General features: G+C 64.8%; 23 protein-coding genes. 9 read left to right on the top strand and 14 right to left on the bottom strand.

Annotated elements, in window-relative coordinates; all coding sequences use genetic code 11:
• Window positions 1-38: 38 nt before the first annotated feature.
• The gene (locus JQ592_RS10270) at window positions 39-818 is read left to right on the top strand and encodes an SDR family NAD(P)-dependent oxidoreductase (protein ID WP_211402749.1); all 780 of its coding nucleotides are present in this window, start codon (window positions 39-41) and stop codon (window positions 816-818) included.
• A gap of 208 nt (window positions 819-1,026) precedes the next feature.
• Entirely contained in the window at window positions 1,027-1,914 is an 888-nt protein-coding gene (locus JQ592_RS10275; RefSeq protein ID WP_211402750.1) for a TauD/TfdA dioxygenase family protein, read from the top strand.
• Between the two features lie 410 nt (window positions 1,915-2,324).
• On the opposite strand, the gene JQ592_RS10280 is transcribed toward JQ592_RS10275, so the two are convergent.
• A complete protein-coding gene (locus JQ592_RS10280; protein WP_211402751.1) occupies window positions 2,325-2,969 on the bottom strand; it encodes a YqgE/AlgH family protein in 645 nt (214 codons plus the stop codon).
• Window positions 2,970-3,111: 142 nt separating this feature from the next.
• Between JQ592_RS10280 and JQ592_RS10285 the strand changes: the two genes are divergently transcribed.
• The 3 genes from JQ592_RS10285 to JQ592_RS10295 all read left to right on the top strand — a co-directional run bounded on the left by JQ592_RS10285 (window position 3,112) and on the right by JQ592_RS10295 (window position 7,267).
• Entirely contained in the window at window positions 3,112-3,951 is an 840-nt protein-coding gene (locus JQ592_RS10285) for a protein-disulfide reductase DsbD domain-containing protein (protein ID WP_211402752.1), read from the top strand.
• Between the two features lie 946 nt (window positions 3,952-4,897).
• The gene (locus JQ592_RS10290) at window positions 4,898-6,265 is read left to right on the top strand and encodes a flippase (RefSeq protein WP_211402941.1); all 1,368 of its coding nucleotides are present in this window, start codon (window positions 4,898-4,900) and stop codon (window positions 6,263-6,265) included.
• A 177-nt stretch (window positions 6,266-6,442) separates the two neighbouring features.
• Window positions 6,443-7,267, top strand: a complete 825-nt coding sequence (locus tag JQ592_RS10295) for a sulfite exporter TauE/SafE family protein (RefSeq protein WP_211402753.1) — start codon at window positions 6,443-6,445, stop codon at window positions 7,265-7,267.
• A gap of 220 nt (window positions 7,268-7,487) precedes the next feature.
• Here the strand turns inward: JQ592_RS10295 and JQ592_RS10300 are convergent, their stop codons facing one another.
• The 12 genes from JQ592_RS10300 to cysG all read right to left on the bottom strand — a co-directional run bounded on the left by JQ592_RS10300 (window position 7,488) and on the right by cysG (window position 18,789).
• Window positions 7,488-8,276, bottom strand: coding sequence for a 3-hydroxybutyrate dehydrogenase (locus JQ592_RS10300; protein WP_211402754.1), 789 nt, complete (start codon window positions 8,274-8,276; stop codon window positions 7,488-7,490).
• Window positions 8,269-9,453 carry a DUF3734 domain-containing protein gene (locus JQ592_RS10305; protein WP_211402755.1) on the bottom strand — a complete coding sequence of 395 codons (1,185 nt, stop codon included), beginning with the start codon at window positions 9,451-9,453 and terminating at the stop codon, window positions 8,269-8,271. The genes JQ592_RS10300 and JQ592_RS10305 overlap by 8 nt, the downstream gene beginning before the upstream one ends.
• 94 nt (window positions 9,454-9,547) lie before the next feature.
• A complete protein-coding gene (locus JQ592_RS10310; RefSeq protein WP_211402942.1) occupies window positions 9,548-10,051 on the bottom strand; it encodes a CAP domain-containing protein in 504 nt (167 codons plus the stop codon).
• A gap of 168 nt (window positions 10,052-10,219) precedes the next feature.
• Complete coding sequence (locus tag JQ592_RS10315; protein WP_211402756.1) at window positions 10,220-11,254, bottom strand: sulfate/molybdate ABC transporter ATP-binding protein; 1,035 nt, start codon at window positions 11,252-11,254, stop codon at window positions 10,220-10,222.
• Complete coding sequence (gene cysW / locus JQ592_RS10320; RefSeq protein WP_211402757.1) at window positions 11,244-12,155, bottom strand: sulfate ABC transporter permease subunit CysW; 912 nt, start codon at window positions 12,153-12,155, stop codon at window positions 11,244-11,246. The genes JQ592_RS10315 and cysW overlap by 11 nt, the downstream gene beginning before the upstream one ends.
• A gap of 10 nt (window positions 12,156-12,165) precedes the next feature.
• Window positions 12,166-13,002, bottom strand: coding sequence for a sulfate ABC transporter permease subunit CysT (cysT, locus tag JQ592_RS10325; RefSeq protein ID WP_211402758.1), 837 nt, complete (start codon window positions 13,000-13,002; stop codon window positions 12,166-12,168).
• 37 nt (window positions 13,003-13,039) lie between these two features.
• Entirely contained in the window at window positions 13,040-14,041 is a 1,002-nt protein-coding gene (locus JQ592_RS10330) for a sulfate ABC transporter substrate-binding protein (RefSeq protein ID WP_211402759.1), read from the bottom strand.
• A gap of 108 nt (window positions 14,042-14,149) precedes the next feature.
• Window positions 14,150-14,875, bottom strand: a complete 726-nt coding sequence (locus JQ592_RS10335) for a phosphoadenylyl-sulfate reductase (protein WP_211402760.1) — start codon at window positions 14,873-14,875, stop codon at window positions 14,150-14,152.
• The gene (locus JQ592_RS10340; RefSeq protein WP_211402761.1) at window positions 14,872-15,387 is read right to left on the bottom strand and encodes a DUF934 domain-containing protein; all 516 of its coding nucleotides are present in this window, start codon (window positions 15,385-15,387) and stop codon (window positions 14,872-14,874) included. Before JQ592_RS10340 ends, JQ592_RS10335 begins: the two co-directional genes overlap by 4 nt.
• The gene (locus JQ592_RS10345; RefSeq protein WP_211402762.1) at window positions 15,374-17,029 is read right to left on the bottom strand and encodes a nitrite/sulfite reductase; all 1,656 of its coding nucleotides are present in this window, start codon (window positions 17,027-17,029) and stop codon (window positions 15,374-15,376) included. The genes JQ592_RS10340 and JQ592_RS10345 overlap by 14 nt, the downstream gene beginning before the upstream one ends.
• A 30-nt stretch (window positions 17,030-17,059) precedes the next feature.
• The gene (locus JQ592_RS10350; protein ID WP_211402763.1) at window positions 17,060-17,368 is read right to left on the bottom strand and encodes a DUF2849 domain-containing protein; all 309 of its coding nucleotides are present in this window, start codon (window positions 17,366-17,368) and stop codon (window positions 17,060-17,062) included.
• Window positions 17,365-18,789 (bottom strand): siroheme synthase CysG, encoded by a 1,425-nt coding sequence (gene cysG / locus JQ592_RS10355; protein WP_211402764.1) that lies wholly within the window; start codon window positions 18,787-18,789, stop codon window positions 17,365-17,367. Before cysG ends, JQ592_RS10350 begins: the two co-directional genes overlap by 4 nt.
• A gap of 245 nt (window positions 18,790-19,034) precedes the next feature.
• On the opposite strand from cysG, the gene cysD reads away from it, so the two are divergent.
• The 4 genes from cysD to JQ592_RS10375 all read left to right on the top strand — a co-directional run bounded on the left by cysD (window position 19,035) and on the right by JQ592_RS10375 (window position 24,746).
• Window positions 19,035-19,829 (top strand): sulfate adenylyltransferase subunit CysD, encoded by a 795-nt coding sequence (gene cysD, locus JQ592_RS10360; RefSeq protein ID WP_211402765.1) that lies wholly within the window; start codon window positions 19,035-19,037, stop codon window positions 19,827-19,829.
• A gap of 19 nt (window positions 19,830-19,848) precedes the next feature.
• Window positions 19,849-21,765 carry an adenylyl-sulfate kinase gene (gene cysC, locus JQ592_RS10365; protein ID WP_211402766.1) on the top strand — a complete coding sequence of 639 codons (1,917 nt, stop codon included), beginning with the start codon at window positions 19,849-19,851 and terminating at the stop codon, window positions 21,763-21,765.
• 377 nt (window positions 21,766-22,142) lie between these two features.
• Window positions 22,143-24,308, top strand: coding sequence for a malate synthase G (locus tag JQ592_RS10370; RefSeq protein ID WP_211402767.1), 2,166 nt, complete (start codon window positions 22,143-22,145; stop codon window positions 24,306-24,308).
• 237 nt (window positions 24,309-24,545) lie between these two features.
• Window positions 24,546-24,746, top strand: coding sequence for a CsbD family protein (locus tag JQ592_RS10375; protein WP_026312563.1), 201 nt, complete (start codon window positions 24,546-24,548; stop codon window positions 24,744-24,746).
• 85 nt (window positions 24,747-24,831) lie between these two features.
• Here the strand turns inward: JQ592_RS10375 and JQ592_RS10380 are convergent, their stop codons facing one another.
• Complete coding sequence (locus JQ592_RS10380; protein ID WP_130363252.1) at window positions 24,832-24,987, bottom strand: Thivi_2564 family membrane protein; 156 nt, start codon at window positions 24,985-24,987, stop codon at window positions 24,832-24,834.
• Window positions 24,988-25,109: the final 122 nt, after the last annotated feature.

Raw genomic sequence — 25,109 nt, forward strand, 5'->3', positions numbered from 1 at the left:
ATCTCATAACAACAAGCAATACGCCGCGAGGAAACAGCATGTCCGAGTCTAGGGAGCTCAGCCGGTCCGTGAAGGGCCTCACCGTTCTCGTCACCGGCGCGGCCAGCGGCATGGGCCGCGCCACGGCGCGCGTATTCGCGAGTGAGGGCGCGAACGTCGCCGTCACCGATTATGACGAGCATGGCGCGCTATCCGTTGCCAAGGAGATCGTGGCGAGCGGCGGGGCAGCGAAGGCGTGGAAGCTCGATGTTGTCGACGGCGGCGAGATCAAGCACGTGGTCAGCGCTGTCGCCGCGCATTTCGGCGGGCTCGATATCGTCGTCAACAATGCCGGCATCTCCGTGCGCGTCGCGATCGACGACGAAGCTTACGAAGACGCCTGGGCCAAAGGCATCGCCGTGATGCTGACGGCGCATCCGCGCATCATCCGCGCCGCGCTGCCGCATCTGCGCAAGTCGAAGAGCCCGCGCATCGTCAACATCGCCTCCACCGAGGCGCTCGGCGCTACGGCGCTGCACAGCCCCTATTCGGCGGCGAAGGGGGGCGTCGCGAGCCTCACCCGTTCGCTGGCGGTCGAGCTCGGCCGCGAGGGCATCACCGTCAACTGCATCTGCCCGGGCCCGATCCGCACCGCCATCACCGACCGCATTTCCGAGGAGCACAAGACCATCTACGCCAAGCGCCGCACTGCACTCGGCCGTTACGGCGACCCCGAGGAGGTCGCGCATATGACGCTGAGCCTGTGCCTGCCAGCGGCGTCGTTCCTCACTGGAGCCGTGATCCCGGTCGACGGCGGGCTGATGGCGCGGAACGCGTGAGAGCCATCGAGAGAGCGTAGCCCGGATGAGCGAAGCGACATCCGGGGCTTTGCCTGCACCGCTCCCGGGTATCGCTGCGCTCACCCGGGCTACATCGTGCCTGCTACGGGCTGCCATGCGCGCCGCGCGTTGACAACTGCGAGTGCAGGAGTAGCTTTTTCGCAGACAGAGCGGGACCAACCGCTCGCGGTTCGCGGGAGAGAACACCATGACGATCGCCATCCGGCAGCTTCAGAAGCATTTCGTCGGCGAGGTTTCCGGCCTCGATCTGCGCAAGCCCCTCACCGAGGCGGAGGCACGCGAGATCGAGGCTGCCATGGACAAGTATGCTGTGCTCGTCTTCCATGACCAGGACATCACCGACGAGCAGCAGATGGCCTTCGCCCTGAATTTCGGCCAGCGCGAGGATGCGCGCGGCGGCACAGTGACCAAGGAGAAGGATTACCGGCTGCAGTCCGGCCTCAACGACGTCTCCAATCTCGGCAAGGACGGCAAGCCGCTGGCAAAAGGCAGCCGCGCGCATCTGTTCAACCTCGGCAACTGCCTGTGGCATTCCGACAGCTCGTTCCGCCCCATTCCGGCAAAATTCTCGCTGCTGTCGGCGCGGGTGGTGAACCCGAAGGGCGGCAACACCGAATTCGCCGACATGCGCGCGGCCTATGACGCGCTCGACGAGGAGATCAAGGCGGAGATCGAGAACCTCGTCTGCGAGCACTCGCTGATGTATTCGCGCGGATCGCTCGGCTTCACCGAGTACACCGACGAAGAGAAGGAGATGTTCAAGCCGGTGCTGCAACGGCTGGTGCGGACCCATCCCGTGCATCGCCGCAAATCGCTGTATCTGTCATCGCATGCCGGCAAGGTCGTCGGCATGAGCATGCCGGAGGGACGCCTCCTGCTGCGCGATCTCAACGAACACGCGACGCAAGCAGAGTTCGTCCACGTCCATAAATGGAAACTGCATGATCTCGTGATGTGGGACAACCGCCAGACCATGCACCGCGTCCGCCGCTACGACCAGTCCCAGCCCCGCGACATGCGCAGGGCGACGGTAGCGGGGACCGAGCCGACGGTGCAGCAGCAGGCGGCGGAGTAGGTGCCGCACACACCGCTGTCGTCCCGGACAAGCGCAGCGCAGGGCAACGCGCAGCGTTGTCCGGCGTGGAGCGCAGATCCGGGACCCATAGCCACAGGGCGTGGTTTGGCGAAGACTCGTGGTGACCGGCCTGCCTCAAACTCCACCCTGGGGTTATGGCTCCCGGATCTGCGCGCGCTTGTGGCGCGCTTGTCCGGGACGACAGCCGGAATCAATCCTCCTCGTCGTCCTGGACCAGCGAGCGGAGCGAGCGCCGATCCAGGACCCATTACCACCGGACGCAGTTTGACGAAGGCCGGTGGTTACCAGCCTGCCTCAAACAACGCGTCCGGTGGTAATGGGTCCTGGCTTTCGCCAGGACGACAGCTGAGGACGGAGCAACGGCGGAGGCAGGACGACAGCAACGCCAGCTACGCGTGCCCCGCCTCGTTCGAGAGCATGCCGGGGTCGATGCCGATCTTGCGCAGGGCGCGGTCGTATTTCTCGTCGACGTCGTCGCCGAAGATCAGGTCCGCATCCGCATCGCAATGCAGCCAGCCATTGCTCTGGATCTCGGTCTCGAGCTGGCCCGGCGCCCAGCCGGCATAACCGAGCGCGAGGATGGCGTGCTTGGGGCCGGAGCCGTTGGCGATCGCGCGCAGGATGTCGACGGTCGCGGTGAGGCAGACGCCGTCATCGATCCGCAGCGTCGCGTTCTCGATGTAGAAGTCGCTGGAATGCAGCACGAAGCCGCGGCCGGTATCGACCGGCCCGCCGCGCAGCACCTTCATGCTTTCGGCATTCTCCGGCAGCTTGATGTGCTCGCCCTTCCTGATGATGCCGAGCTGCTGCAACAGCTCGGGAAAGTCGATGCTGCCGGCGGGATGGTTGACGATGATGCCCATGGCGCCTTCCGCCGAATGCGCGCAGAGATAGATCACCGAGCGCTCGAAGCGGGGATCGCCCATCACGGGCATCGCAATCAGGAGGCGGCCGTCGAGATAGCCGGCTGAATTCGGAAGCGTCGGGCCCGCCTTGCGGGTGCTTTCGCCCGTCCTCTTGCCTGTGGGAGCCATCGGTGAAGCACTCCGGTTTCAATTCCTATCCTGATGTCGGACCTAGCCGCTGTCAAATCAAGGCTTGCAGAGATTTGATTCGAGTGCATCCATCACAAGCAATTCAATGGTTTGCCCTGGGGTGACCCTGTAAAGACTTGCCATGCTCACACAAGTTCCCCCGCGTACGGCGATCGGCGTCGCAACAGCCCTGCTTGCGTCAGCGCTGGCCATGACTGCCCATGCCGACGACGCCTCGCCGTGGCAGCGCGACGGGCATTCCGCAGTGCGGCTGCTCGCGGGATCGCGCAGTGGCGCCGTGCTGCTCGGCGGTATCGCCTTCCAGCTCCAGCCGGGCTGGAAGACCTATTGGCGCATGCCCGGCGATTCCGGCGTTCCGCCGCGGTTCGACTTCTCGAAATCAGAAAATGTCGAAGCGGTGACGGTGATGTGGCCGGCGCCGCTGAAGTTCGACGACGGCGCGGGCGGCCATTCGATCGGCTATCGCGACCAGATCGTGCTGCCTCTGCGCATCGTCGCCAAGTCCGCCGACAAGCCGGTGACGCTGCGTGCCGAGATCAACTACGCGGTGTGCGAGAAGCTGTGCATTCCCGTCGAGGCCAATGCCGAGCTCGGTTTCAACAGCGTCGCCTCGACCGAAGATGCGAACCTGCGCGCGGCGCTCGACACCGTGCCGAAGCCCGCCACGATCGGCGATCCCAATCCGCTCACCATTCGCGACGTCAAGCGTGACGGACCCAAGAACGTGGTGGTCGACGTCGTTGTGCCCGACAGCCGCAACGTCAATCTGTTCGTCGAAGGGCCGACGCCCGACTGGTCGCTGCCGATTCCCGCGCCGGTCGAGCCCAGCCCGCCCGGCGTGAAGCGCTTCTCGTTCGAGCTCGACGGGCTGCCGCCGGGCGCCAAACCCGAGGGCGCCGCGCTGAAGTTCACGCTGGTCGGGCCCGAGAAGTCGTACGAGTTCAATACGAACCTGGAATGATGTTTCCCGATCGTCCCCGCTCCCGTGCATATTGCACACGAGAACGTGTACTCGAGAAGGCGCAGACGTCAGCCTCTGACGCTCAAGCGGAAATCTTACGATCGGCCAGAGCATTACTGTTCCTGGACCCAGCGCAGTCCCAATTTTGGCGATGCCGAAGCAGCATGGTCAGTCTCGCAAGCGTCGTATAGGCTCTGTCAGACGTGGCATTCAGCGCCACGTCAAACCACAAGGAGCAAGCCATGATGAATCCAAGGATTCTTGGCGCGGCCGTGGTTGCGGCATCCGCCTTGTTCAGTTCTGCTGCACCAGCGCAGTGGGCCCAATCCAATCCGGACCTCTGCCAAGCTGAATTCGCCAACTGCACGGGTCTTGGAACCGGCAGCCCCCCCACCGCCCCTCGGTATCGGCAAGCATCTCGTCGAACCGCGTCTCGACAGCCGGCACCAGTAGGCGCTCCCGCCGCCGGCAGCTGGGGCAATCCCGGCGGCTGGGGCAATTCCTACGCCATGTATGGCGGCGGCGGCGGCGGTTACGGCTGGAACGGCAGCTGGTCTCAATATGCCGCCCGCAACGGCATCGTCTGCAGGCCTGGCACCAATTACAAGGGTGCTGACGGTCGCCAGCATCTCTGCCAATAACCCATCCGCACTTAAGGCTACGTCAGGCGGCCCCAAAGGGCCGCCTGTTTCATGCCGGACCGTGGTTCTCGTCCTGAGTGGGTCAACGTGGAGGCGGCCAGACGCTTGTCTTCCAGCTGATGGTCGCTGGCCGCTCTCGGCACAGCACTCACCTCATACGCGGCCTGACCACCGCGCCAGTTCATGCGTACGCGCCCTAGGCCAGGACAAAATCGTTGACCCAACCGTATCTTAACGAATGGTTGCTAGGTCAAAGGCTGCCGCAGCATGCGGAACGCTTGGTGCGGACGCTTGGGGACCTCGACGTGGCCGTGATGGATGCACAACCCGCAACGACCGGACCGGCCGGGCTGATCGCGCGGCTGCGCGGCAAGCTGACGGGCGGATCGAGCGAGGCGTCGCTGACGCGGCGGCTGGCAGGGACCATCTTCATCATCCGTGTGATCAGCGCGGGCCTCGCCTATGTCTCGCAGGTGCTGCTCGCGCGCTGGATGGGCACGTCCGACTACGGCATCTATGTCTATGTCTGGACCTGGGTGCTGCTGCTCGGCAGCATGATGGATCTTGGCATCTCGGCTTCCGCGCAAAAGATCATTCCGGAGTACCGTGCCAGCGACGAGCATGCGCTGCTGCGCGGCTTCCTCTCCGGCAGCCGCTGGCTGACCTTTGCCGTCTCCACGCTGGTGTCGCTGGCGCTTGCCGGCATGGTCAGGCTGCTCTCGCCCTGGATCGATCCAACCGAGGTGCTGCCGCTCTATATCGGCTGCATGACACTGCCCGCCTTCGTCGTCGCCAATACCCAGGACGGCATCGCACGCTCGCATGACTGGATGCAGCTCGGCCTGATGCCGCAATTCATCATCCGCCAGGCGCTGATCATCGGCATCACGGGCGCCGCCTTCCTGCTCGGCTATCATCTCGGCGCGGTCGCCGCGATGGTCGCGAGCGCCAGCGCGGTGTGGATCGCGATGACCGGGCAGATGGTGGTTTTGAACCGCAAGCTCGCCGATCACATCGAGCCCGGGCCGAAGGCCTACGACGTCAGCGGCTGGCTCGCCGTGTCGCTGCCGATCCTGCTGGTCGAGAGTTTTTATTTGCTCCTGTCCTACACCGACGTGCTGGTGCTGCAGCAATTCCGTCCCTCCGACGAGGTCGGCGTCTATTTCGCCGTAGTGAAGACGCTGGCGCTGGTCTCGTTCATCCACTACGCGATGTCGGCGACGACGGCGCATCGCTTCGCCGAATACAACGCCAGCGGCGACAAGGCGCGGCTGTCGGCCTATGTCGCGCACGCCATCAACTGGACGTTCTGGCCGTCGCTGGCGGCGACCATCGTGCTGCTTGCGCTCGGCAAGCCGCTGCTGTGGCTGTTCGGGCCGCAATTCGTGGTCGGCTACGACATCATGCTCGTCGCCGCGATCGGCCTCGTGGTGCGCGCCGCGATTGGCCCGGTCGAGCGCCTGCTCAACATGCTCGGCCAGCAGAAGATCTGCGCGCTGGCCTACGCGCTGGCCTTCGTGATGAACCTCGTGCTCTGCGTGATCCTGGTGCCGCGCTTCGGCGGCCACGGCGCGGCGGCCGCCACCTCGATCTCGCTCACCTTCGAGACGGTGCTGCTGTTCTGGATCGTGCGGCAGCGGCTGGGACTGCACGTGCTGGCGTTCGGTAAATAGGTGCTGACGCCAGGAAACGGCTGTTTCGCGACACGCGGGCGATGGAGGCGAAACTCCTATCCGCTCACGGTCCGCAGCATGATTTTTCTTATTCTACCCAAGTAGTTGCACATCAGGGAAACTTTATTCTACGTCATATTGCCCAACCGACGAGATAAACCTAAGATTCCCCAGACCATGATCGATCCACTCTACGTCGCCTCCGGATTTGGCGTCGGCCTGCTTGTCGGGATGACCGGCGTAGGTGGCGGCTCGTTGATGACGCCGCTGCTGATCCTGCTGTTCGGCGTCCATCCCTCCACCGCCGTCGGCACCGACCTGCTCTATGCCGCCGCCACCAAGACTGGCGGCAGCTTCGTGCATGGCTGGTCGCGCAGCGTGCACTGGCCGGCGGTGCTGCGGCTCGCCTGCGGCAGCATTCCGGCGAGCGCCCTGACGCTGCTGGTGCTGTGGAAGCTCGATCTCAGAAGCGATACCGAGCGCAGCCTCGTCAATCTGGTGCTGTGCTTTGCCCTGCTGCTGACCGCCACGTCGCTGATCTTCCGCAAGGCGATCATGGAGCGTTACCGCAGGACGCTGGAGCGGGTCGACGAACGCACCACGGCGATCGCGACCGTCATCACCGGGATCGTGCTCGGCGTGCTGGTGTCGATTTCGTCGGTCGGCGCCGGAGCCGTCGGCGTGACCGTGCTGCTGCTGCTCTACCCGCGCCTGCCGATGGCAACCATCGTCGGCTCCGACATCGCCCATGCCGTGCCGCTGACGCTGGTCGCCGGCGTCGGGCACTGGGCGCTCGGCGATGTCGACTGGGGCCTGATGGGCGTACTGCTGCTGGGCTCGCTGCCCGGCATCATCGTCGGCAGCTACAGCGCGACGCGCGTCCCCGAGACGGTGCTGCGCCTGACGCTTGCCAGCGTGCTGTTCGTGGTCGCCGGCAAGATCATGTTCGCGGAGCTGAATTTGTCGTCGGCCATCGTGACGGCGCTGGCCTGGACGCATTGAGCGGGGAGCGACCGCCGCTCCACTCTTGCTGTCATCGCCCGGCTTGACCGGGCGATCCAGTACTCCGAGACGGTTGTGGTCTAGCCGATGAGCCGCGGCGTACTGGATGCCCCGCCTGCCGCCTACGCTAAAGCTTCGGCGCCCCTGGACCTCTACCCCGGCGAAGCCTTGGCGTAGCCGGGTCGCGGGGCATGACCGAGAGTTATTCGGTCGACGCGTACTACTCCGCGGTCCAGCCACCGTCGATCGAGAGGTTGGTGCCGGTGATCTGCGCGGCGTCGTCGCTGCACAGGAACAGCGCCAGCGCTGCGACCTGCTCGGAGGTGACGAACTCCTTGGTCGGCTGCGCGTCGAGCAGCACGTCGTTGATGACCTGTTCGCGCGTCAGGCCACGCGCCTTCATGGTGTCGGGGATCTGCTTCTCCACCAGCGGGGTCCAGACATAGCCGGGGCTGATGCAGTTGCAGGTGATCTTGTGGGTCGCGACCTCGAGCGCCACGGTCTTGGTCAGGCCGGCGATGCCGTGCTTGGCCGACACATAGGCGGACTTGAAGGGCGAGGCGACCAGCGAGTGCGCCGAGGCGGTGTTGATGATACGGCCCCAGCCCTTCTTCTTCATGCCGGGCACCGCGGCGCGGATGGCGTGGAAGGCCGATGACAGGTTGATCGCGATGATCTGGTCCCACTTCTCGACCGGGAATTCCTCGATCGGCGAGACGAACTGGATGCCGGCATTGTTGACGAGGATGTCGACCGAGCCGAACGACTTCTCGCCGAGTGCGATCATCCCGGCGATCTCGGCGGGCTTGGTCATGTCGGCGGGCGAGTAGACCGCCTTGACGCCGAAGTCGGATTCGATCTTGGCGCGCTCCTTCTCGATGTCCTCCGGCGAGCCGAAGCCGTTGATGACGACGTTGGCGCCGGCCGCGGCAAAGCCGCGCGCGTAAGCGAGCCCGATGCCGCTGGTCGAACCGGTCACGACGGCGTTCTTGCCTGAGAGACTACCCATGTTCTTCGCTCCTTTTTGGCGGGGGCGCGGTGACGTCCCCCGTGAGATCGTAGGTCACCATGGTCTCGCCGGACTGCGGCTGGTCGAGCCAGTCCTTGTGGCGCATCGACAGATGCACGTCGCGCACGCCGGCTTCCCAATGCTCGACCATGGCGACATGCGAGAAGTCATAGTCCTTGGACGAGGATTCGTAGTTCTTGCTGCGATAGATCAAATGCACCACCGTGACGGTGCTCTCACGAGATGCCTTGGCGAGGAATTCGACGGAAGGGTCGTTCTTGAGATAATCGGGCAATTTGGAAATCAGGTCGCGCACGGCCCGGCGGGCATTGTGGATCTGCTTGTTCTTGTCGGTGTTCATCCGCGTGCGGCTGGAGAAGCGGATGTCCTTCTCGCGTTCGGTCGCCTCGAGCAGCGAATTTGGCAAATCGCCGCGCGCCGAGAACAGGTCGACCTGGAAGATCAGCATGTCACGCGCGAGCTCTGCGTCGAGCACGTAGTCGAGCGGGGTGTTGGAGGCGATGCCGCCGTCCCAATAATGCTCGCCGTCGATCACGACGGACGGAAAGCCCGGCGGCAGCGCGCCGGAGGCCATGATGTGCTCGGGGCCGATCTTCTTGCCGAGCTTCTTGAACTCGTAATTGTCGAAATATTTGAAGTTGCCGGAGGTGACGCCGACCGCGCCGACGGAGAAGCGCGTCTTGAGGTCGTTGATGCGGTCGAAATCGACCAGCCGCTCCAGCGTCTTCTTGAGCGGGGAGGTGTCGTAATAGCTTTCCGCCTCGGGATGGCCCGGCGGCCACATCGGCGCGGGCGGCACGCGCGGGACGAAGAAACCGGGCACGCCGAAGGTGGCGATCAGCGCGGCACTCGTCGAGTTGAACAGCTCGCGGCTGTGATCGCTCTTGCCGACCGGCTTCCACGGCACCGGCGCCGACACCATTTCCCAGAATTCCTTCAGCCGCTCGACGCGGGTGTGGCCCTCATTGCCGGCGATGATCGCGGCGTTGATCGCGCCGATGGAGATCCCGGCGACCCATTCCGGTTCGAAGCCGTAGCCGCACAGCGCCTGAAAGGCGCCGGCCTGATAGGAGCCGAGCGCGCCGCCGCCCTGCAGGACCAGGACGCGTTGCGCATTCGCGGGGACGCTGGCGGATTCCGGGCTATGATCGGTCATGCGGGAACAATAGCATAAGGGAACAACAGCAAATGGCGCGCCACCGTGGCGACAGTCCGCCGCCGCGTCAATGCATCCGGGGATCAAGTCTGGCTTATCGGGGCTCGGTTGAGGCCAGGATCATGGTCCAGAACACCTTGTACTTGGTGCCCGGAGCATAGCTCGCCGCAATGCCCAATTTTGTGACACCGCTCTTGAGCATGTTGGCGCGGTGCGGAGGCGAGTCGCGCCAGCCGGAAAACGCTTCCGCCAGCGTATGATAGCCGGCCGAGACGTTCTCGACCGCAGCCGTGGCCGGATAGCCGCCGGTGGCCAGGCGCTTGGCCAGCGGCGCGCGGACGTCGTGGTCCATCTTGTTGGCCGCCGCCATGGCCTGGGACTGGGATTCGGCGAGCCGCATCAGATCAGGGTCGATCACAACCGTGCCGAGCATGTTGTTCTGGCGGTATTGCGAAATCATCACCGCGGCGGCCTGCGCGTCGAGCTTGGCGCCCGGGACCGCCATGTCCGTATACATCGACGGCTGTTGGACCGGTGCTTCGTTGCCGGCACAGCCGGCGAGCAGCAAAATGATGAGAATTGCGGCCGCAGCGCGCATGAATCGAGGCCCCCAAATGAGGGGCCGTTGTTGCATACCAACCGTGGCTGAAAGGTGAATTTTGAGGAAAATCGACGCAAGTCGTTCCGGGGCGATGCGAAGCATCGAACCCGGAATCTCGAGATTCCGGGTCTGGTCCTTCGGACCATCCCGGAATGACAGCCTCTCCTAACCCGCAAATATCCGGTAGCGGCGGGGATTGAGGCCGATGGTGTCGCCGGCGCGCAGTTCCTTGTCGCGGGGGGCGTCGATCTCGATGGTTTCACCACCTGACAGCGCGACCTCTGCCCGCTGCACCGGGCCGAAATTGCGGACGTGCTGGACTGCGCCCTCGAAGGCGCCGGTGCCGGGCGGGCCGACCAGCATGTCATGTCGCCGTACGAACAGCTTTGACGCGCCAGGCACGAGGCCCTCCGCCGTGAGCTGAAGCGGCCGGTCGCCGAGCCTGATCACGCCGCCGTCGACCTGGACCGGCAGCTCGATGGACTCGCCGATGAAACCGTGGACGAAGGCCGTCGCCGGAGTCTCATAGACATCGTCAGGCGAGCCGATCTGCTCGATCCGGCCCTTGTCCATCACCACGACGCGGTTGGCGACTTCGAGCGCCTCCTCCTGGTCGTGGGTGACGAAGATCGAGGTGACGTTGATCTCGTGATGGAGCGAGCGCAGCCATCTGCGCAGCTCTTTCCGCACCTTCGCGTCAAGCGCGCCGAAGGGCTCGTCGAGCAGGAGGATGCGCGGCTCGATCGCGAGCGCGCGGGCAAGCGCGATGCGCTGGCGCTGGCCGCCGGAGAGCTGGCTGGGGTAGCGGTCGGCGAGCCAGTCGAGCTGCACGAGGTCGAGCAGCTCTTTCACGCGCGCACGGATGGTGGCTTCGTCCTTGCGGACCGCGCGCGGCTGCACGCGCAGGCCGAAGGCGACGTTCTCGAACACCGTCATGTGGCGGAACAGCGCGTAGTGCTGGAACACGAAGCCGACATGGCGTTCGCGGGCGCCCTGCGCCAGCGCGTCCTCGCCGTTGAAGGAGACCTCGCCGGAATCAGGCCAGTCGAGGCCGGCGATGATCCGCAGCAAGGTGGTCTTGCCGGAGCCGGAGGGCCCGAGCAGCGCCAGCAATTCGCCGTTGTCGACCTTGAGGTCGACGCCGTCGAGAGCGGCAAAGCTGCCGAACTTCTTGACGAGATTCCTGACTTCAATGGTCACTTGCGTCTTCTCCTTCGTCGAGATGACGTTCGAGAACGGTTTTTGCGATCAGCGTGATCAGCGCCAGCATCGCGAGCAGTGAGGCGATCGCGAAGGCGGCGACGAACTGGTACTCGTTGTAGAGGATCTCGACCAGCAGCGGCATGGTGTTGGTCTCGCCGCGGATGTGGCCGGAGACGACCGAGACCGCGCCGAACTCGCCCATCGCACGCGCATTGCAGAGCAGGACGCCGTAGAGCACGCCCCATTTGATGTTGGGCAGCGTGACGCGGAAGAAGGTCTGCAGGCCCGAGGCGCCGAGCGAGATCGCCGCCTCCTCCTCCTGCGTACCCTGCTCCTGCATCAGCGGGATCAGCGCGCGCGCCACGAACGGGAACGTCACGAAGGTGGTCGCGAGCGCGATGCCCGGCACCGCGAACAGGATCTGGATGTCGTGATCCCTGAGCCAGTTGCCGAAATAGCCTTGCGCGCCGAACAGCAGCACGAAGACGAGGCCCGAGATCACCGGGCTCACGGAGAACGGCAGATCGATCAGCGTGATCAGGAAGGTCTTGCCCCTGAACTCGAACTTGGCGATGGCCCAGGCGGCGACGAGGCCGAACACGAGATTGAGGCCGACCGAGATCGCCGCGACGATCAACGTCAGCTTGATCGCCGCCATCGCCTCCGGCTCGGCGAGCGCGGCGAGATAGGCGAGGATACCGCGCGAAAACGCCTGCGCGAACACGACAACCAGCGGCAGCACGACGAAGACGGTGAGGAACATGATCGCCAGCGTGATGATGGCGATGCGCACCGCGCGCGGCTCGGTGCGGAGGTTGTCGCGCGCGGCCGCCGCATGCGCGCGCGCCTTGGCATCGGAAGCCTGGAGCGACACGGTGTCTGCGATCTGCATCGTCATCGCATCCCCCTCAGCGCGCCGGAATCCGGCTCTGCGCCCAGCGCTGGAGCCGGTTGACGGCGAAGATGACGACGAAGGAGACGACAAGCATGACCACCGCGATGGCGGTCGCATCGGCATAGCGGAATTCGGAGAGCCGGATCACGATCAAGAGCGGCGCGATCTCGGAGACGTTGGGCAGATTGCCGGCGATGAAGATCACCGAGCCGTATTCGCCGACGGCGCGGGCGAAAGCGAGCGCGAGGCCCGTCAGCAACGCCGGCGCCAGCGAGGGCAGGATCACGCGAATGATGGTCTGCCAGCGGCTGGCCCCCAGGCTGCCCGCGGCCTCCTCGATCTCGGGGTCGAGATCCTGGAGCACCGGCTGCACCGTGCGCACCACGAAGGGGATGCCGATAAAGATCATGGCGACGAAGATGCCGACCGGCGTGAACGCCACCTTGATGCCGAGCGCGGCGAGCGGCGCCCCCAGCCAGCCCTTCTCGGCGAACAGCGCGGTCAGCGCGACGCCGGCCACCGCCGTCGGCAGCGCGAACGGCACGTCGACGATGGCATCGAAGATGCGCCGGCCGGGAAAGCGGTAGCGCACCAGCGCCCAGACGATGATGCTGCCCATCACCAGATTGACGCAGGCCGCCGCAAAGGCGAGCCCGAAGGAGACCCGGAGCGCGTTCAGGGTGCGGCGGCTGGAGAGGATGGCCCAGAACTGTTCCGGGCTCAGCTCGAGCGTGCGCAGGAAGAGGCCGGCGAGTGGAATCAGGATAATGACGGACAGCCAGGAAAGCGTCAGTCCCATCGTGAGACCGAAGCCCGGCAATGTCCGGCGTTGTGCTGCGAGTGCGCTCACCAGGCCCCCTGCTAAAGCCTCCTACGACGGCGCCCGATCAGTTCTTGTAAATCTGATCGAAAACGCCGCCGTCGGCAAAATGTTCCTTCTGCGCCTTGGTCCAGCCGCCGAAGACGTCGTCGATCGTGAACAGCTCGACCTTCGCGAAGGAGTTTTCGTACTTTTTCGCGATCTCGGCATCGCGCGGACGGTAGAAGTTGCGCGCGGCGATCTCCTGGCCTTCCTTGGTGTACCAGTACTGAAGGTAGGCGTCGGCGGCGTTGCGCGTGCCCTTCTTGTCGGCAACCTTGTCCACGATCGCGACCGGCGGCTCGGCGAGGATCGACTGCGGCGGCGCCACGATCTGGAATTTTTCGGGACCGAACTCCTTGAGCGCGAGATAGGCCTCGTTCTCCCAGGCGAGCAGCACGTCGCCGACGCCGCGCTCCACGAAGGTCACGGTGGCGCCGCGCGCGCCGGTATCCAGCACCGGAACCTGCTGGTAGAGTTTTCCGATGAAGTCCTTGGCCTTGTCGGCCGAGCCGTACTTCTTCTGCGCAAAGCCCCAGGCGGCGAGATAATTCCAGCGCGCCCCGCCCGAGGTCTTCGGGTTCGGGGTGATCACGGCGACACCCGACTTGAGCAGGTCGTCCCAGTCCTTGATGCCCTTGGGATTGCCCTTGCGGACCAGGAAGACGATGGTCGAGGTGTAGGGTGATGAATTCTGCGGCAACCGCTTCTGCCAGTCGGCTGCGGTGAGGCCCTTGCCGGCGATGGCGTCGATGTCATAGGCGAGCGCCAGCGTCACCACGTCGGCTTGCAAGCCGTCGATAACGCTACGCGCCTGCGACCCGCTGCCGCCATGCGACTGCTTGATCTCGACGCTCTTGCCGGTCTCCTTCTGATAGGCGGTCGCGAATGCCTTGTTGAACTCACCATAGAGTTCACGCGTCGGATCGTACGACACGTTCAAAAGATTGATGTCAGCGGCGAGAGCCGAGCTTGCCCAAAGCAATCCTGCCGCGAGCGGAACGATACGGCGCATCATGTCCATCTCCATTCACCTCGACGACATCGGCGTCATCGATGGCAGGCATAACTCGGGGCGAAACGCTCTTAAGTCAACGGAACCGGATTTTCTTGTTCGCAGCCTGGCAGCTCAGCTGTGCTACGAAATCTTCATCGTGTGGATGCCGCATTCTGTCTTCGCCCGGCCGCGCCAGCGACCGGCGCGCGCATCCTCGCCCTCGGCCGCTCTGCTGGTGCAAGGCATACACCCAACCGACAGGAAACCGGAGGCAGCCAGCGGATGACGCGGCAATTTGGCGCGGACGAAGATCGCCTCGAGCTCCTCGCGCGAGACATTGGCGAAGGGATTGAACTTCAGCCGCGCGCCGTCGTCCTCGACAACGGGAATATCGGCGCGCACATTGCCCTGAAAGCGCTTGCGGCCGTTGAGCCAGGCGTCGAACGGCTTCAGCGCGCGCGCCAGCGGTTCGACCTTGCGGATGCGGCAGCAGGCATCGGGATCGGAGAACCAGAGGTCGCGGTCGGGATCTTCACGCGACAGCGACTCCTCGGCCGGCTTGATCGAGCGAACATCCTTGAGACCCAGCGCCGCGATCAGCGTGTCGCGATAGGCCAGCGTCTCCTCGAACAGCCATCCGGTATCGAGGAAGATCACGGGGATCGCAGGATCGACATCCACCATCACCTTCAAGAGCGTCGCCGATTCCGTGCCGAAGGAGGACACGAGCGCAAGCTTCTCGCGCCCGACCGTCTTCAGCGCCGCGGCAATGACCTCCGCGGGCGACGCATCGCGCAGGGCGCGATCGAGCTCCGCCGCCGAAGGCAACGCAGACACGGACGAAACCTGAGGCGCGATCGCGTTCACGTGCCGACACCTTCGGAGTGACGCAGCTGCATGCGCCGGTGCAGCGCCGTGATGCGACCGTCACCTGTCGGCTGATAGAACACCGAATAGCGCTTCGCGGTCTGCATGAAGGCTTCCGCGTCGGCCTGCTTCTTGACCTCGAAAGAATCGAAACCGGCACGCAGCATGAAGACGAACTGGTCGCGCAGCACCTGCCCCGTCGCGCGCAGCTCGCCGCGATAATTGTAGCGCTCGCGCAGCAGCCGCGCCTGGCTGTAAGCGCGCCCGTCCCGGAAGGTCGGGAACACCAGCGCGACCGCGGCGATCTTGCCGAGATACGGCACGAGCTCGGCGATGTCGCGATTGTTCGGCCAGATCACGCCGACCTTGCCGGCGCGCTTGAGCAAGCCTTCGGCTTCGCCGAGGAAGCGCTCGGCCGGCACCAGGATGTCGCCGCCCTCGGGCAGCGGTGTGTCGACGGCGAGCTTGACGAAGCTGTCGTCGACGATCTTTCCGCCGTTAACGAGTGGCATAGACACGCTCCTTGAAGGGTTCGACACCGAGGCGCTTCACCGTGTCCATGAACAGCTCTTCGGGCCGCTCGCGCAGCGCCAGATAAGCTTCCACGATGTCCTCGACGACGTCGGCGACCTCGTCGAACTTGACGCCGGGACCGATCAGGGTGCCGAGCGCGGCGTTCTCGTCGGCGCGACCGCCGATGGTGATCTGGTAGACCTCCTCGCCGTTCTTCTCGACGCCGAGAATGCCGATATGGCCGACATGGTGGTGACCGCAGGCATTGATGCAGCCGGAGATGTTGATGTGGAGCCGGCCGATCAGGTTGGCCAGCTCGTGATTGGCAAAGCGCCGCGTCAATTCCTGCGCGATCGGGATCGAGCGCGCATTCGCCAGCGAGCAATAGTCGAGCCCGGGGCAGGCGATGATGTCGGTGATCAGGTTGACGTTGGGCGTCGCGAGGCCAAGCTTGTCGAGCGCCTTCCATAGCGCGGGCAGGTCGCGCTTGGCGACATGCGGCAGCGCAAGGTTCTGCTCGTGGCCGACGCGGATCTCGCCGAAGGAATATTTGTCGGCGAGATCGGCGAGCGCATCCATCTGCTCGGCGGTGGCATCGCCGGGAGGCGCGCCGATCGGCTTCAGCGAGATCGTGACGACGGAGTAGCCGGGGTTCTTGTGAGCGGCGACCGAGTTCTTGCGCCAGGCCTCGAACTCGGGATCGGCCGCGGCCTGCCGCAGCTCGTCCGGCATGTGCGGCAGCTTCTCGTAAGCGGGATAGATGAAGCGCGAGCGGATGTCCTCGATCACTTCGTCGTCGATCTGGAGCGAGGAATAGCGGATTTGCTGCCACTCCTCCTCGACCTCACGGGAGAACTTCTCGATGCCGAGCTCGTGCACCAGGATCTTGATGCGCGCCTTGTAGATGTTGTCGCGGCGTCCGTACTGGTTGTAGACGCGCAGAATGGCCTCGATATAGCTGAGCAGATCGCGGCCGTGGACGAAGTGCTTGATGGTCTTGCCGATGAACGGCGTGCGGCCGAGGCCGCCCCCGACCAGAACCTCGAAGCCGGTCTCGCCCTTCTCGTTCCTGATCAGACGCAGGCCGATGTCGTGAACCTTGATCGCGGCGCGGTCATGGTCCGACGCGGTGATCGCGATCTTGAACTTGCGCGGCAGGAACGAGAACTCCGGGTGCAGCGTGGTGTGCTGGCGGATCAGCTCCGACCAGATGCGGGGATCCTCGATCTCGCCCGGCGCGACGCCGGCCCACTGGTCCGAAGTGACGTTGCGCATGTTGTTGCCGGAGGTCTGCATCGCGTGGATGCCGACCTCGGCGAGATCGGCGAGCGCATCCGGCAGGTCCGACAGCTTGATCCAGTTGAACTGGATGTTCTGCCGCGTGGTGAAATGACCGTAGCCGCGGTCGTATTTGCGCGCGACATGTGCAAGCGCCCGCAACTGGTTCGACGCCAGCGTTCCGTAGGGAATCGCGACGCGGAACATGTAGGCGTGGAGCTGCAGATAGACGCCGTTCTGCAGGCGCAGCATCTTGAATTCGTCCTCGGTGAGCTCGCCCGAGAGACGGCGCTGCACCTGGTCGCGGAATTCAGAGACGCGCTCGTTGACCAGCGTGCGGTCGATTTCGTCGTAAGCATACATGATTAAAGTGCCTTACAGCTCGACCTGCGATCAGACCGGCAAGCCGATTGTCACGCCGTCGCGGCGGATCTGCTCGCGCAGATTGCCCGGCAGGATCTTGCCGGCATCGTCGACCTGCACCGGCGCGATATAGGGGCCGATCGCGCCGACGTCATCGGCCACAGCCTCGGCAAGCAACGCTTTCGCCTCGTCCGAGTTTCGCACGATCGCGGCATCGGTCAGTTCCACGGACCAGCCCTTGGCGGCGGTGCGATAGACTACGACGCCATCCCAGGTGCGGTTGGCGGTCACAACGGACGGGCCCGTGATTTTCAGTTTTTGTTGCAGAGGGGAGGTCATTCGGCTGCATCCAACAGGTCAGAGATGATTTGTTTGGGTGTTTGGCGGCGAAGCGAGCCGGCATGCCGGACCACGTCGCCGATGATGAGAATGGCGGGACCGCCCTGGATCCGCCGAACGAGCTCGGGCAGGTCGCGCAGCGTACCGATTGCTCCTTGCGCATCGGGCCGCGTGACACGGGCGAACACGCCGACCGGCGTCTCCGGCGAGCGGCCGGCCGCGAACAAGCCGGCGCGCACGGCGGGCGCCGCGGTCATGCCCATGTAGACCACGACCGTCATCTTCTTGTCGGTCAGGGTCGACCAGTCCACGGTTTCCGCATCGCGCGCCTTGTGAGCGGTGAGGAAAGTGATGCGGGTCGCCTCGTGACGATAGGTGAGCGGCACCTCGAAATCGGCGGCGCCGCCGAGCCCGGCCGTGATGCCGGGAATGATTGAGTAAGCGACACCGGCGGCGCGCAAGGCTTCGACCTCTTCGCCGCCGCGGCCGAACACGAAGGGGTCGCCGCCCTTCAGCCGCACCACGCGCTGGCCTGATTGCGCGGCCTCGATCATGCGCTTGTTGATGGCGTCCTGGCCGATGCCGGGCTTGCCGACGCGGCGGCCGACCGGCACGCGCGTGGTGTCGCGGCGGATGCGGTCGAGAATCTCGGGCGAGACCAGCTCGTCGTGGAAGACGATGTCGGCGTCCTGAAGTGCACGCAGCGCCTTGATGGTGAGAAGATCAGGGTCGCCGGGACCGGCGCCCACAAGCGCGACCGAGCCTTCCGGCTTGTCGGCGCGCGCGAACTCTGAGGGATCGGAGATCGCCTTGAGCGATGCGTCCGCTTCGCCCTTGCGGCCGGCGAGCACGGCGGCGCCGATCGGACCGTCGATCACGCGCTCCCAGAAGCGGCGACGCAGCGGAAACTCGGCGATGCGCTCGTTGATGGATTTGCGGAAGGTGCCGATGAACTCGGCGAGCTCGCCGATGCGCGCCGGCAGCAGCGCCTCGATCTTCTCGCGCACGCGCCGCGCCACCACCGGCGAGGTGCCGCCGGTACCGACCGCGACCACGACATCGCCGCGATCGACGATCGCCGGGAAGATGAAGCTGGAGTGCTCGAGATCGTCCATGACGTTGACGGGCAGGCCGAGCGCCTTGGCGCGAACGGACATCGCAACGCCGACATCGCCGGCGCCTGCGCAGACGATGGCGATGACGCCGGAGAGATCAGCGCTCAGCGGATCGCTGGTCGCGATTTCGATGCGCGCGGTGTCCTCAGAGTTGAGTCCAAGATCCTGATTGCCGTCGATCGCATGCACGCGGATGCGCGCGCCGGCAGCGGCGAGCACGCGCAGCTTGGCGCGCAAAAGCTCACCCGCGCCGATGAGAACCACCGGACCGGCCTTGAGATCGAGAAACACCGGCAAGAACCGCATGCGATACTCGCTTCCCCCACATCCGGGGTTGACTGGAATTATTTTCTATATATGTGTCGTTTGGAGCGCGCAAAGAGAAAATTTTTTCTTCTCTTCTGCACCGCAACTATAGAATTTTCGCCTCCAAACGCAAAGTGCCAGAGATGCATCTTCTCAAGGACGATTCCGCAGTTGTCGGAGTGAGCAGCCCGGCCCCCGTCAGCCGCTCAGGCTCGCAAGAATTTTCTGCTGATGTTGCGCCCAGCATGGACCATCTCGACCAGCTCGAGGCGCAGAGCATCTACATCTTTCGTGAGGCCTTCGCCCGCCTGAAGAAGATCGCCCTGCTGTGGTCGCTCGGCAAGGACTCCAACGTCATGATCTGGCTGGCGCGGAAAGCGTTCTTCGGCCGCATGCCGTTCCCGGCTCTCCATGTCGACACCGGCAAGAAGTTTTCGGAGATGTATCGCTTCCGCGATCATTACGGGAAGGAGTGGGATCTCGACCTGCGTGTCGAGCCCTGCCCGCCCATCGACGCCGTCGACCCAACGCTGCCGCCGGCCGCCCGTTCCGCCGCGCGCAAGACCGAGGGCCTCAAGATGGCGCTTGCCAAATACGGCTTCGACGGCCTGATCGCCGGCATCCGCCGCGACGAGGAAGCGACCCGCGCCAAGGAGCGCGTGTTCTCGCCGCGCGGGCTCGAAGGCAATTGGGACGTGCGCGATCAGCCGCCGGAGTTCTGGGATCATTTCAACGCCTCGCCGCCGCAAGGCGCGCATTTGCGCATCCACCCGATCCTGCATTGGACCGAGGCCGACATCTGGGCCTACACCAAGCGCGAGAACATCCCGATCATCCCGCTGTATCTCGCCAGGGACGGCAAGCGCTATCGCTCGCTCGGCGATCAGGACATCACCAACCCCGTGAATTCGACGGCGTCCAGCATCGACGAGATCCTGGTCGAGCTCGAGCAGACCAAGGTGCCGGAGCGCGCCGGACGCGCGCTCGACCACGAGACCGAGGACGCCTTCGAGCGCCTTCGCGTCGCCGGCTATCTCTGATCAAGGACGCTTTGCGGCTATGAACATGATCGTCACCCCCGCTTCGCCGGCCACTCCGAACGGCACCACGCGTCCGCAGGTCCGCATCGTCATCGTCGGCCACGTCGACCACGGCAAGTCGACGCTGGTCGGCCGCCTGCTGCACGAAACCGGCAGCCTGCCCGACGGCAAGCTCGAAATGCTGAAAGCCGTCAGCGCACGGCGCGGCATGCCGTTCGAATGGTCGTTCCTGCTCGACGCGCTGCAGACCGAGCGCGACCAGGGCATCACCATCGACACCACGCAGATCCGCTTCCGCACCAATTCGCGTGACATCGTCCTCATCGACGCGCCCGGCCATGCCGAATTCCTGCGCAACATGATCACCGGCGCCTCGCAGGCCGACGGCGCGGTGCTGATCATCGACGCGCTCGAAGGCGTGCGCGACCAGACGCGGCGGCACGGCTATCTCCTGCATCTGCTCGGCGTGAAGCAGGTCGCTGTCGTCGTCAACAAGATGGATCGCGTGGATTTCTCCGCGGACCGTTTCAAGGACATCAGCGACGAGATCTCCGCGCATCTCAACGGCCTCGGCGTGACGCCGACCGCCGTGATCCCGATCTCGGCGCGCGACGGCGACGGCGTCGCCGAGCGCACCGACCGCATCGGCTGGTACAAGGGCCCGACGGTGGTCGAGGCGCTCGACAGGCTCGAGCCGGCGCGGCCGCTCGAAGCGCTGGCGCTGCGCCTTCCGGTGCAGGCGATCTACAAGTTCGACGACCGCCGCATTGTCGCGGGCCGCATCGAATCCGGCAGCCTCGTTGCCGGCGACGAGATCGTGATCATGCCGGCCGGCAAGATCGCCAAGATCAAGACGGTCGAGAGCTGGCCGGCGACGCCGGTGGCGGGACGGCAAGGAGCCGGCCGCTCGGTCGGCATCACGCTCGACCGCGAGTTGTTCATCGAGCGCGGCGACATCATCGCCCATGCCGGCACCGCCCCGCGAGAGACCCGCCGCCTGCGCGCGCGCATCTTCTGGCTGCACGACAAGCCGCTCACCAAGGGCGACCAGCTGCTGGTGCGCTGCGGGCCGAAGGAAAGCCGCGCCACCGTCGTCGCCATCGAGAAGGCGGTCGACCCCGGCGAGCTCTCGAGCAGCGAGAACAAGGCGATCGGCCGCAACCATGTCGGCGAGATCGACATTTCTCTTTCGAATCCGATTGCCACCGATCCCTACACCGAGAATCCGCGCACCGGCCGCCTCGTGATCGAGGTGTCCGGGCGCATCGCCGGCGGCGGCCTCGTGCTGTCGGTCGATGCCGGCCAGCGTGCCGTGCCGGTCGATATCGTGCCGGTGGAATCCGCGCTGCGTCCCGACGAGCGCTCGGCGCGCTATCAGCACAACGGCGCCGTGGTCTGGCTCACGGGCTTGCCGGCCTCCGGCAAGTCGACGCTGGCGAAGGCGCTGGAGCGGCGTCTCTTCACCAATGGCGGCTCGCCGATCCTGCTCGACGGCGACACGCTGCGCGCCGGGCTCAACAGCGATCTCGGCTTCTCCGCCACGGATCGCAGCGAGAACATCCGCCGCCTCGCCGAGGTCGCGACGCATCTCGCCCGCAACGGCCACATCGCGATCGTCGCCGCCGTGTCGCCGGGCCGCGAGGACCGCGCCACCGCACGTCGCATCGCCGACACCGCGTTCCGCGAGATCCATGTGGCGACACCGGCCGGCGTCTGTGAGGAGCGCGATCCCAAGGGGCACTACAAGAAGGCGCGCGCCGGCGCGCTCGCTTCGTTCACCGGCATCGGCAACGACTACGAGGCACCGCAGGCCGCCGAGCTCGTGATCGACACGTCGAAGCGGACGGTCGCCGAGGCGGCCGACGAGATCGAGCGGATGCTGAAGACATCAGGCGTGCTGTTCGACGAAGTCGTGGACCTCGCGGCGAATATTTGAGGGCTGCGCGCCGCTTAAGGGGCACACTCCGCGCACATCAATGGTGTCGTCCTGGCGAAAGCCAGGACCCATACCGCGTGATCTATCGATCGGGCACGCAAGCAGTCCCGGAACTATAAGCCTTCGCCAAACTCCTCCCTGGGGTAATGGGTCCTGGCTTTCGCCGGGACGACGTCGGGAGAGACCGTCGCCTTCGCGTCCACGCGATCCGACCCAGTCCCCCACTTATCCTTGACATTTTGACAAACCCCCGGGGGTCTTCTCACCGCCCCGATTTTGGGGCTAATAGGTCCCGAAAGCCGCTCCCTTGGAGCGCATTTTGCTGCTGTCGGGTCAAAAGCAGCCAAAAACAGCCATTTCCAACAAGAAAGCCCATCATGAAACGCGTCGACGCCCACGGATTGAAGATCGCTCCCGTCCTGTTTGACTTCATCGCCAAGGAAGCGGCCCCGAAAACGGGGATCGCGCCGGATGCGTTCTGGGCCGGGGTTGCTGCCATCATCAAGGACCTCGGGCCGAAGAACCGCGAACTGCTGACGTTCCGCGACACGCTGCAGGCCAAGATCGACGACTGGCATCGTGCCAACAAGGGCAAGGGGCTCGACCTCGACGCCTACACCGCCTTCCTCAAGGAGATCGGCTATCTCGTCCCGGAGCCGGCGACGCAGAAGGTCGAGACCGCCAATGTCGACGAGGAGATCGGCAAGATCTGCGGCCCGCAGCTCGTCGTGCCCCTCACCAATGCGCGCTATGCGCTGAACGCGGCGAATGCACGCTGGGGCTCGCTCTACGATGCCTTCTACGGCACCGATGCGATTCCGCACGATCCGTCCGAGAGCGGCAAGGGTTACAACAAGGCGCGCGGCGACAAGGTGATCGCCAAGGCCAAGGCGTTCCTCGACGCCGCCGCGCCGCTCGCGACCGGCAGCCACACCGACGTCACCGCCTACAGCGTCGTCGCGGGACAGCTCGCGGTGAAGCTGAAGAGTGGCAACGCGACCGCGCTGAAAAACGCCGCGCAGTTCGCGGGCTTCCAGGGCGATGCGGCCGCACCGAGCGCGGTGCTGCTCGTCAACAACGGCTTGCATGTCGAGGTGAAGATCGATCGTGGCAGCACGATCGGCAAGGACGATCCGGCCGGCGTCGCCGACATGATCATGGAAGCCGCGGTGTCGACCATCCTCGACATGGAAGACTCGGTCGCCGCGGTCGATGCCGAGGACAAGGTGCTGGTCTATCGCAACACGCTCGGCCTGATGAACGGCACGCTGTCGGCCGATTTCGAGAAGGGCGGCAAGACGCTGACGCGCTCGCTCAATGCCGACCGCGTCTACAAGACACCGGACGGCAAGGGCGAGGTGAAGCTGCACGGCCGCAGCCTGCTCCTGATGCGCAATTGCGGTCACCACATGTTCACCGACGCGGTGCTCGACGAGAAGGGCGAGGAAGTGCCGGAGGGACTGCTGGACGCCGCCGTCTCGGGCCTGCTTGCCATCCACGACCTCAAGGGCAATTCCAAGGTCAAGAACAGCCGCACCGGATCTGCCTATATCGTCAAGCCGAAGATGCACGGCCCGGACGAGGTGTCGCTGACCTGCGAGATCTTCGACCGCGTCGAGAAAATGCTCGGCCTGCCCGAGAATACGCTCAAGGTCGGCATCATGGACGAGGAGCGGCGCACCACCGTCAACCTCAAGGCCTGCATCCAGCGCGCCTCCAAGCGCATCATGTTCATCAACACCGGCTTCCTCGACCGCACCGGCGACGAGATCCACACCTCGATGGAAGCGGGTCCCATGATCCGCAAGAACGAGATGAAGGCGCAGGCCTGGATCAAGGCCTATGAGGACTGGAACGTCGACATGGGCCTGATCGACGGTCTCCCCGGCCACGCCCAGATCGGCAAGGGCATGTGGGCCGCCCCCGACAAGATGGCGGACATGCTGGCGCAAAAGCTTGGCCATCCGCAGGCCGGCGCCACCACCGCCTGGGTGCCCTCGCCGACCGCCGCGACGCTGCATGCGCTGCATTACCACCAGGTCAACGTGATCGCGCGCCAGCAGGAGCTGGCCAAGGGCGGCCCGCGCGCAAAGCTCTCGGACATCCTCACCATCCCGGTGTCGAAGTCGAACTGGGCGCCCGACGACGTCAAGCAGGAGATCGACAACAACTGCCAGGGCATTCTGGGCTATGTCGTGCGCTGGATCGACCAGGGCGTCGGCTGCTCCAAGGTGCCCGACATCCACGACGTCGGCCTGATGGAAGACCGCGCGACGTTGCGCATCTCCAGCCAGCATCTCGCCAACTGGCTGCACCAGGGCGTGATCACCGAGGCGCAGGTGATGGAGTCGCTGAAGCGCATGGCCGTCGTCGTCGACAAGCAGAACGCCGGCGATGCAATCTACAAGCCGATGGCGCCTGCCTTCGACGGCGTCGCCTTCAAGGCGGCCTGCGACCTCATCTTCAGGGGACGCGAGCAGCCGAACGGCTATACCGAATACATCCTCACCGCGCGCCGCCGCGAGGCCAAGGCGCTGGGTTGAGCGAAGTCACTGGAACGTCAAAGCCCCGGCCTGCGCCGGGGCTTTTTCGTTGGGCTCCTGTAGCCCGGATGAGCGAAGCGACATCCGGGACCGGCAGAGCTTGGGGCAAGACCCCGGATATCGCTTCGCTCATCCGGGCTACGAAACCATCGCTCCCGGCAGACGAAACGTCGCGACAGCTTGCGGAACGGCTGCGCGCGCCTCGCGTTGTCCGGCCATCAACCATGGGAGATGGTCATGGACTGGAATCGGATCGAAGGAAACTGGAAGCAGTTCAAGGGATCGGCCAAGGAGAAATGGGGCAAGCTCACTGACGACGACCTCCAACTGATCGAGGGGCGTCGCGAGCAGCTCGAAGGCCGGATCCAGGAACGTTACGGCAAGGCCAAGGACCAGGTTCGTCAGGACGTCGACGACTGGCTGAAGTCACTGCACTAGCGCAGTATGAAAGAAGCCCCGGCTCAAGCCGGGGCTTCTTGTGTAGGGATCAGTCGCCCGGATGAGCGAAGCGATATCCGGGTCGCTAGAATACCGTCAAATATTTCAACAGCGACACCACGCCGATGATGATGACGATGACGCGCGCGATCTGCTTGGCGCGGCCGTCCATCGGCAGCATGTTGATGAGATAGAGCACGAGGATGACGACGAGAAAGGTGACGAGGACGCCGATCAGCATTGCAGGGACCCCCCTTCTGGCAAATTGCTAACGGTGTCCTAACGCCCGTCTCGCGCGCCGGTTCCATCCCGGCAACCCATTGCAACTTCTAGTAAATGCGTATTTCTACCAGCAGGCTGGCT

Source organism: Bradyrhizobium iriomotense, assembly GCF_018129405.1.
In the GTDB taxonomy this organism is placed as follows: Bacteria; Pseudomonadota; Alphaproteobacteria; order Rhizobiales; family Xanthobacteraceae; genus Bradyrhizobium; species Bradyrhizobium iriomotense_B.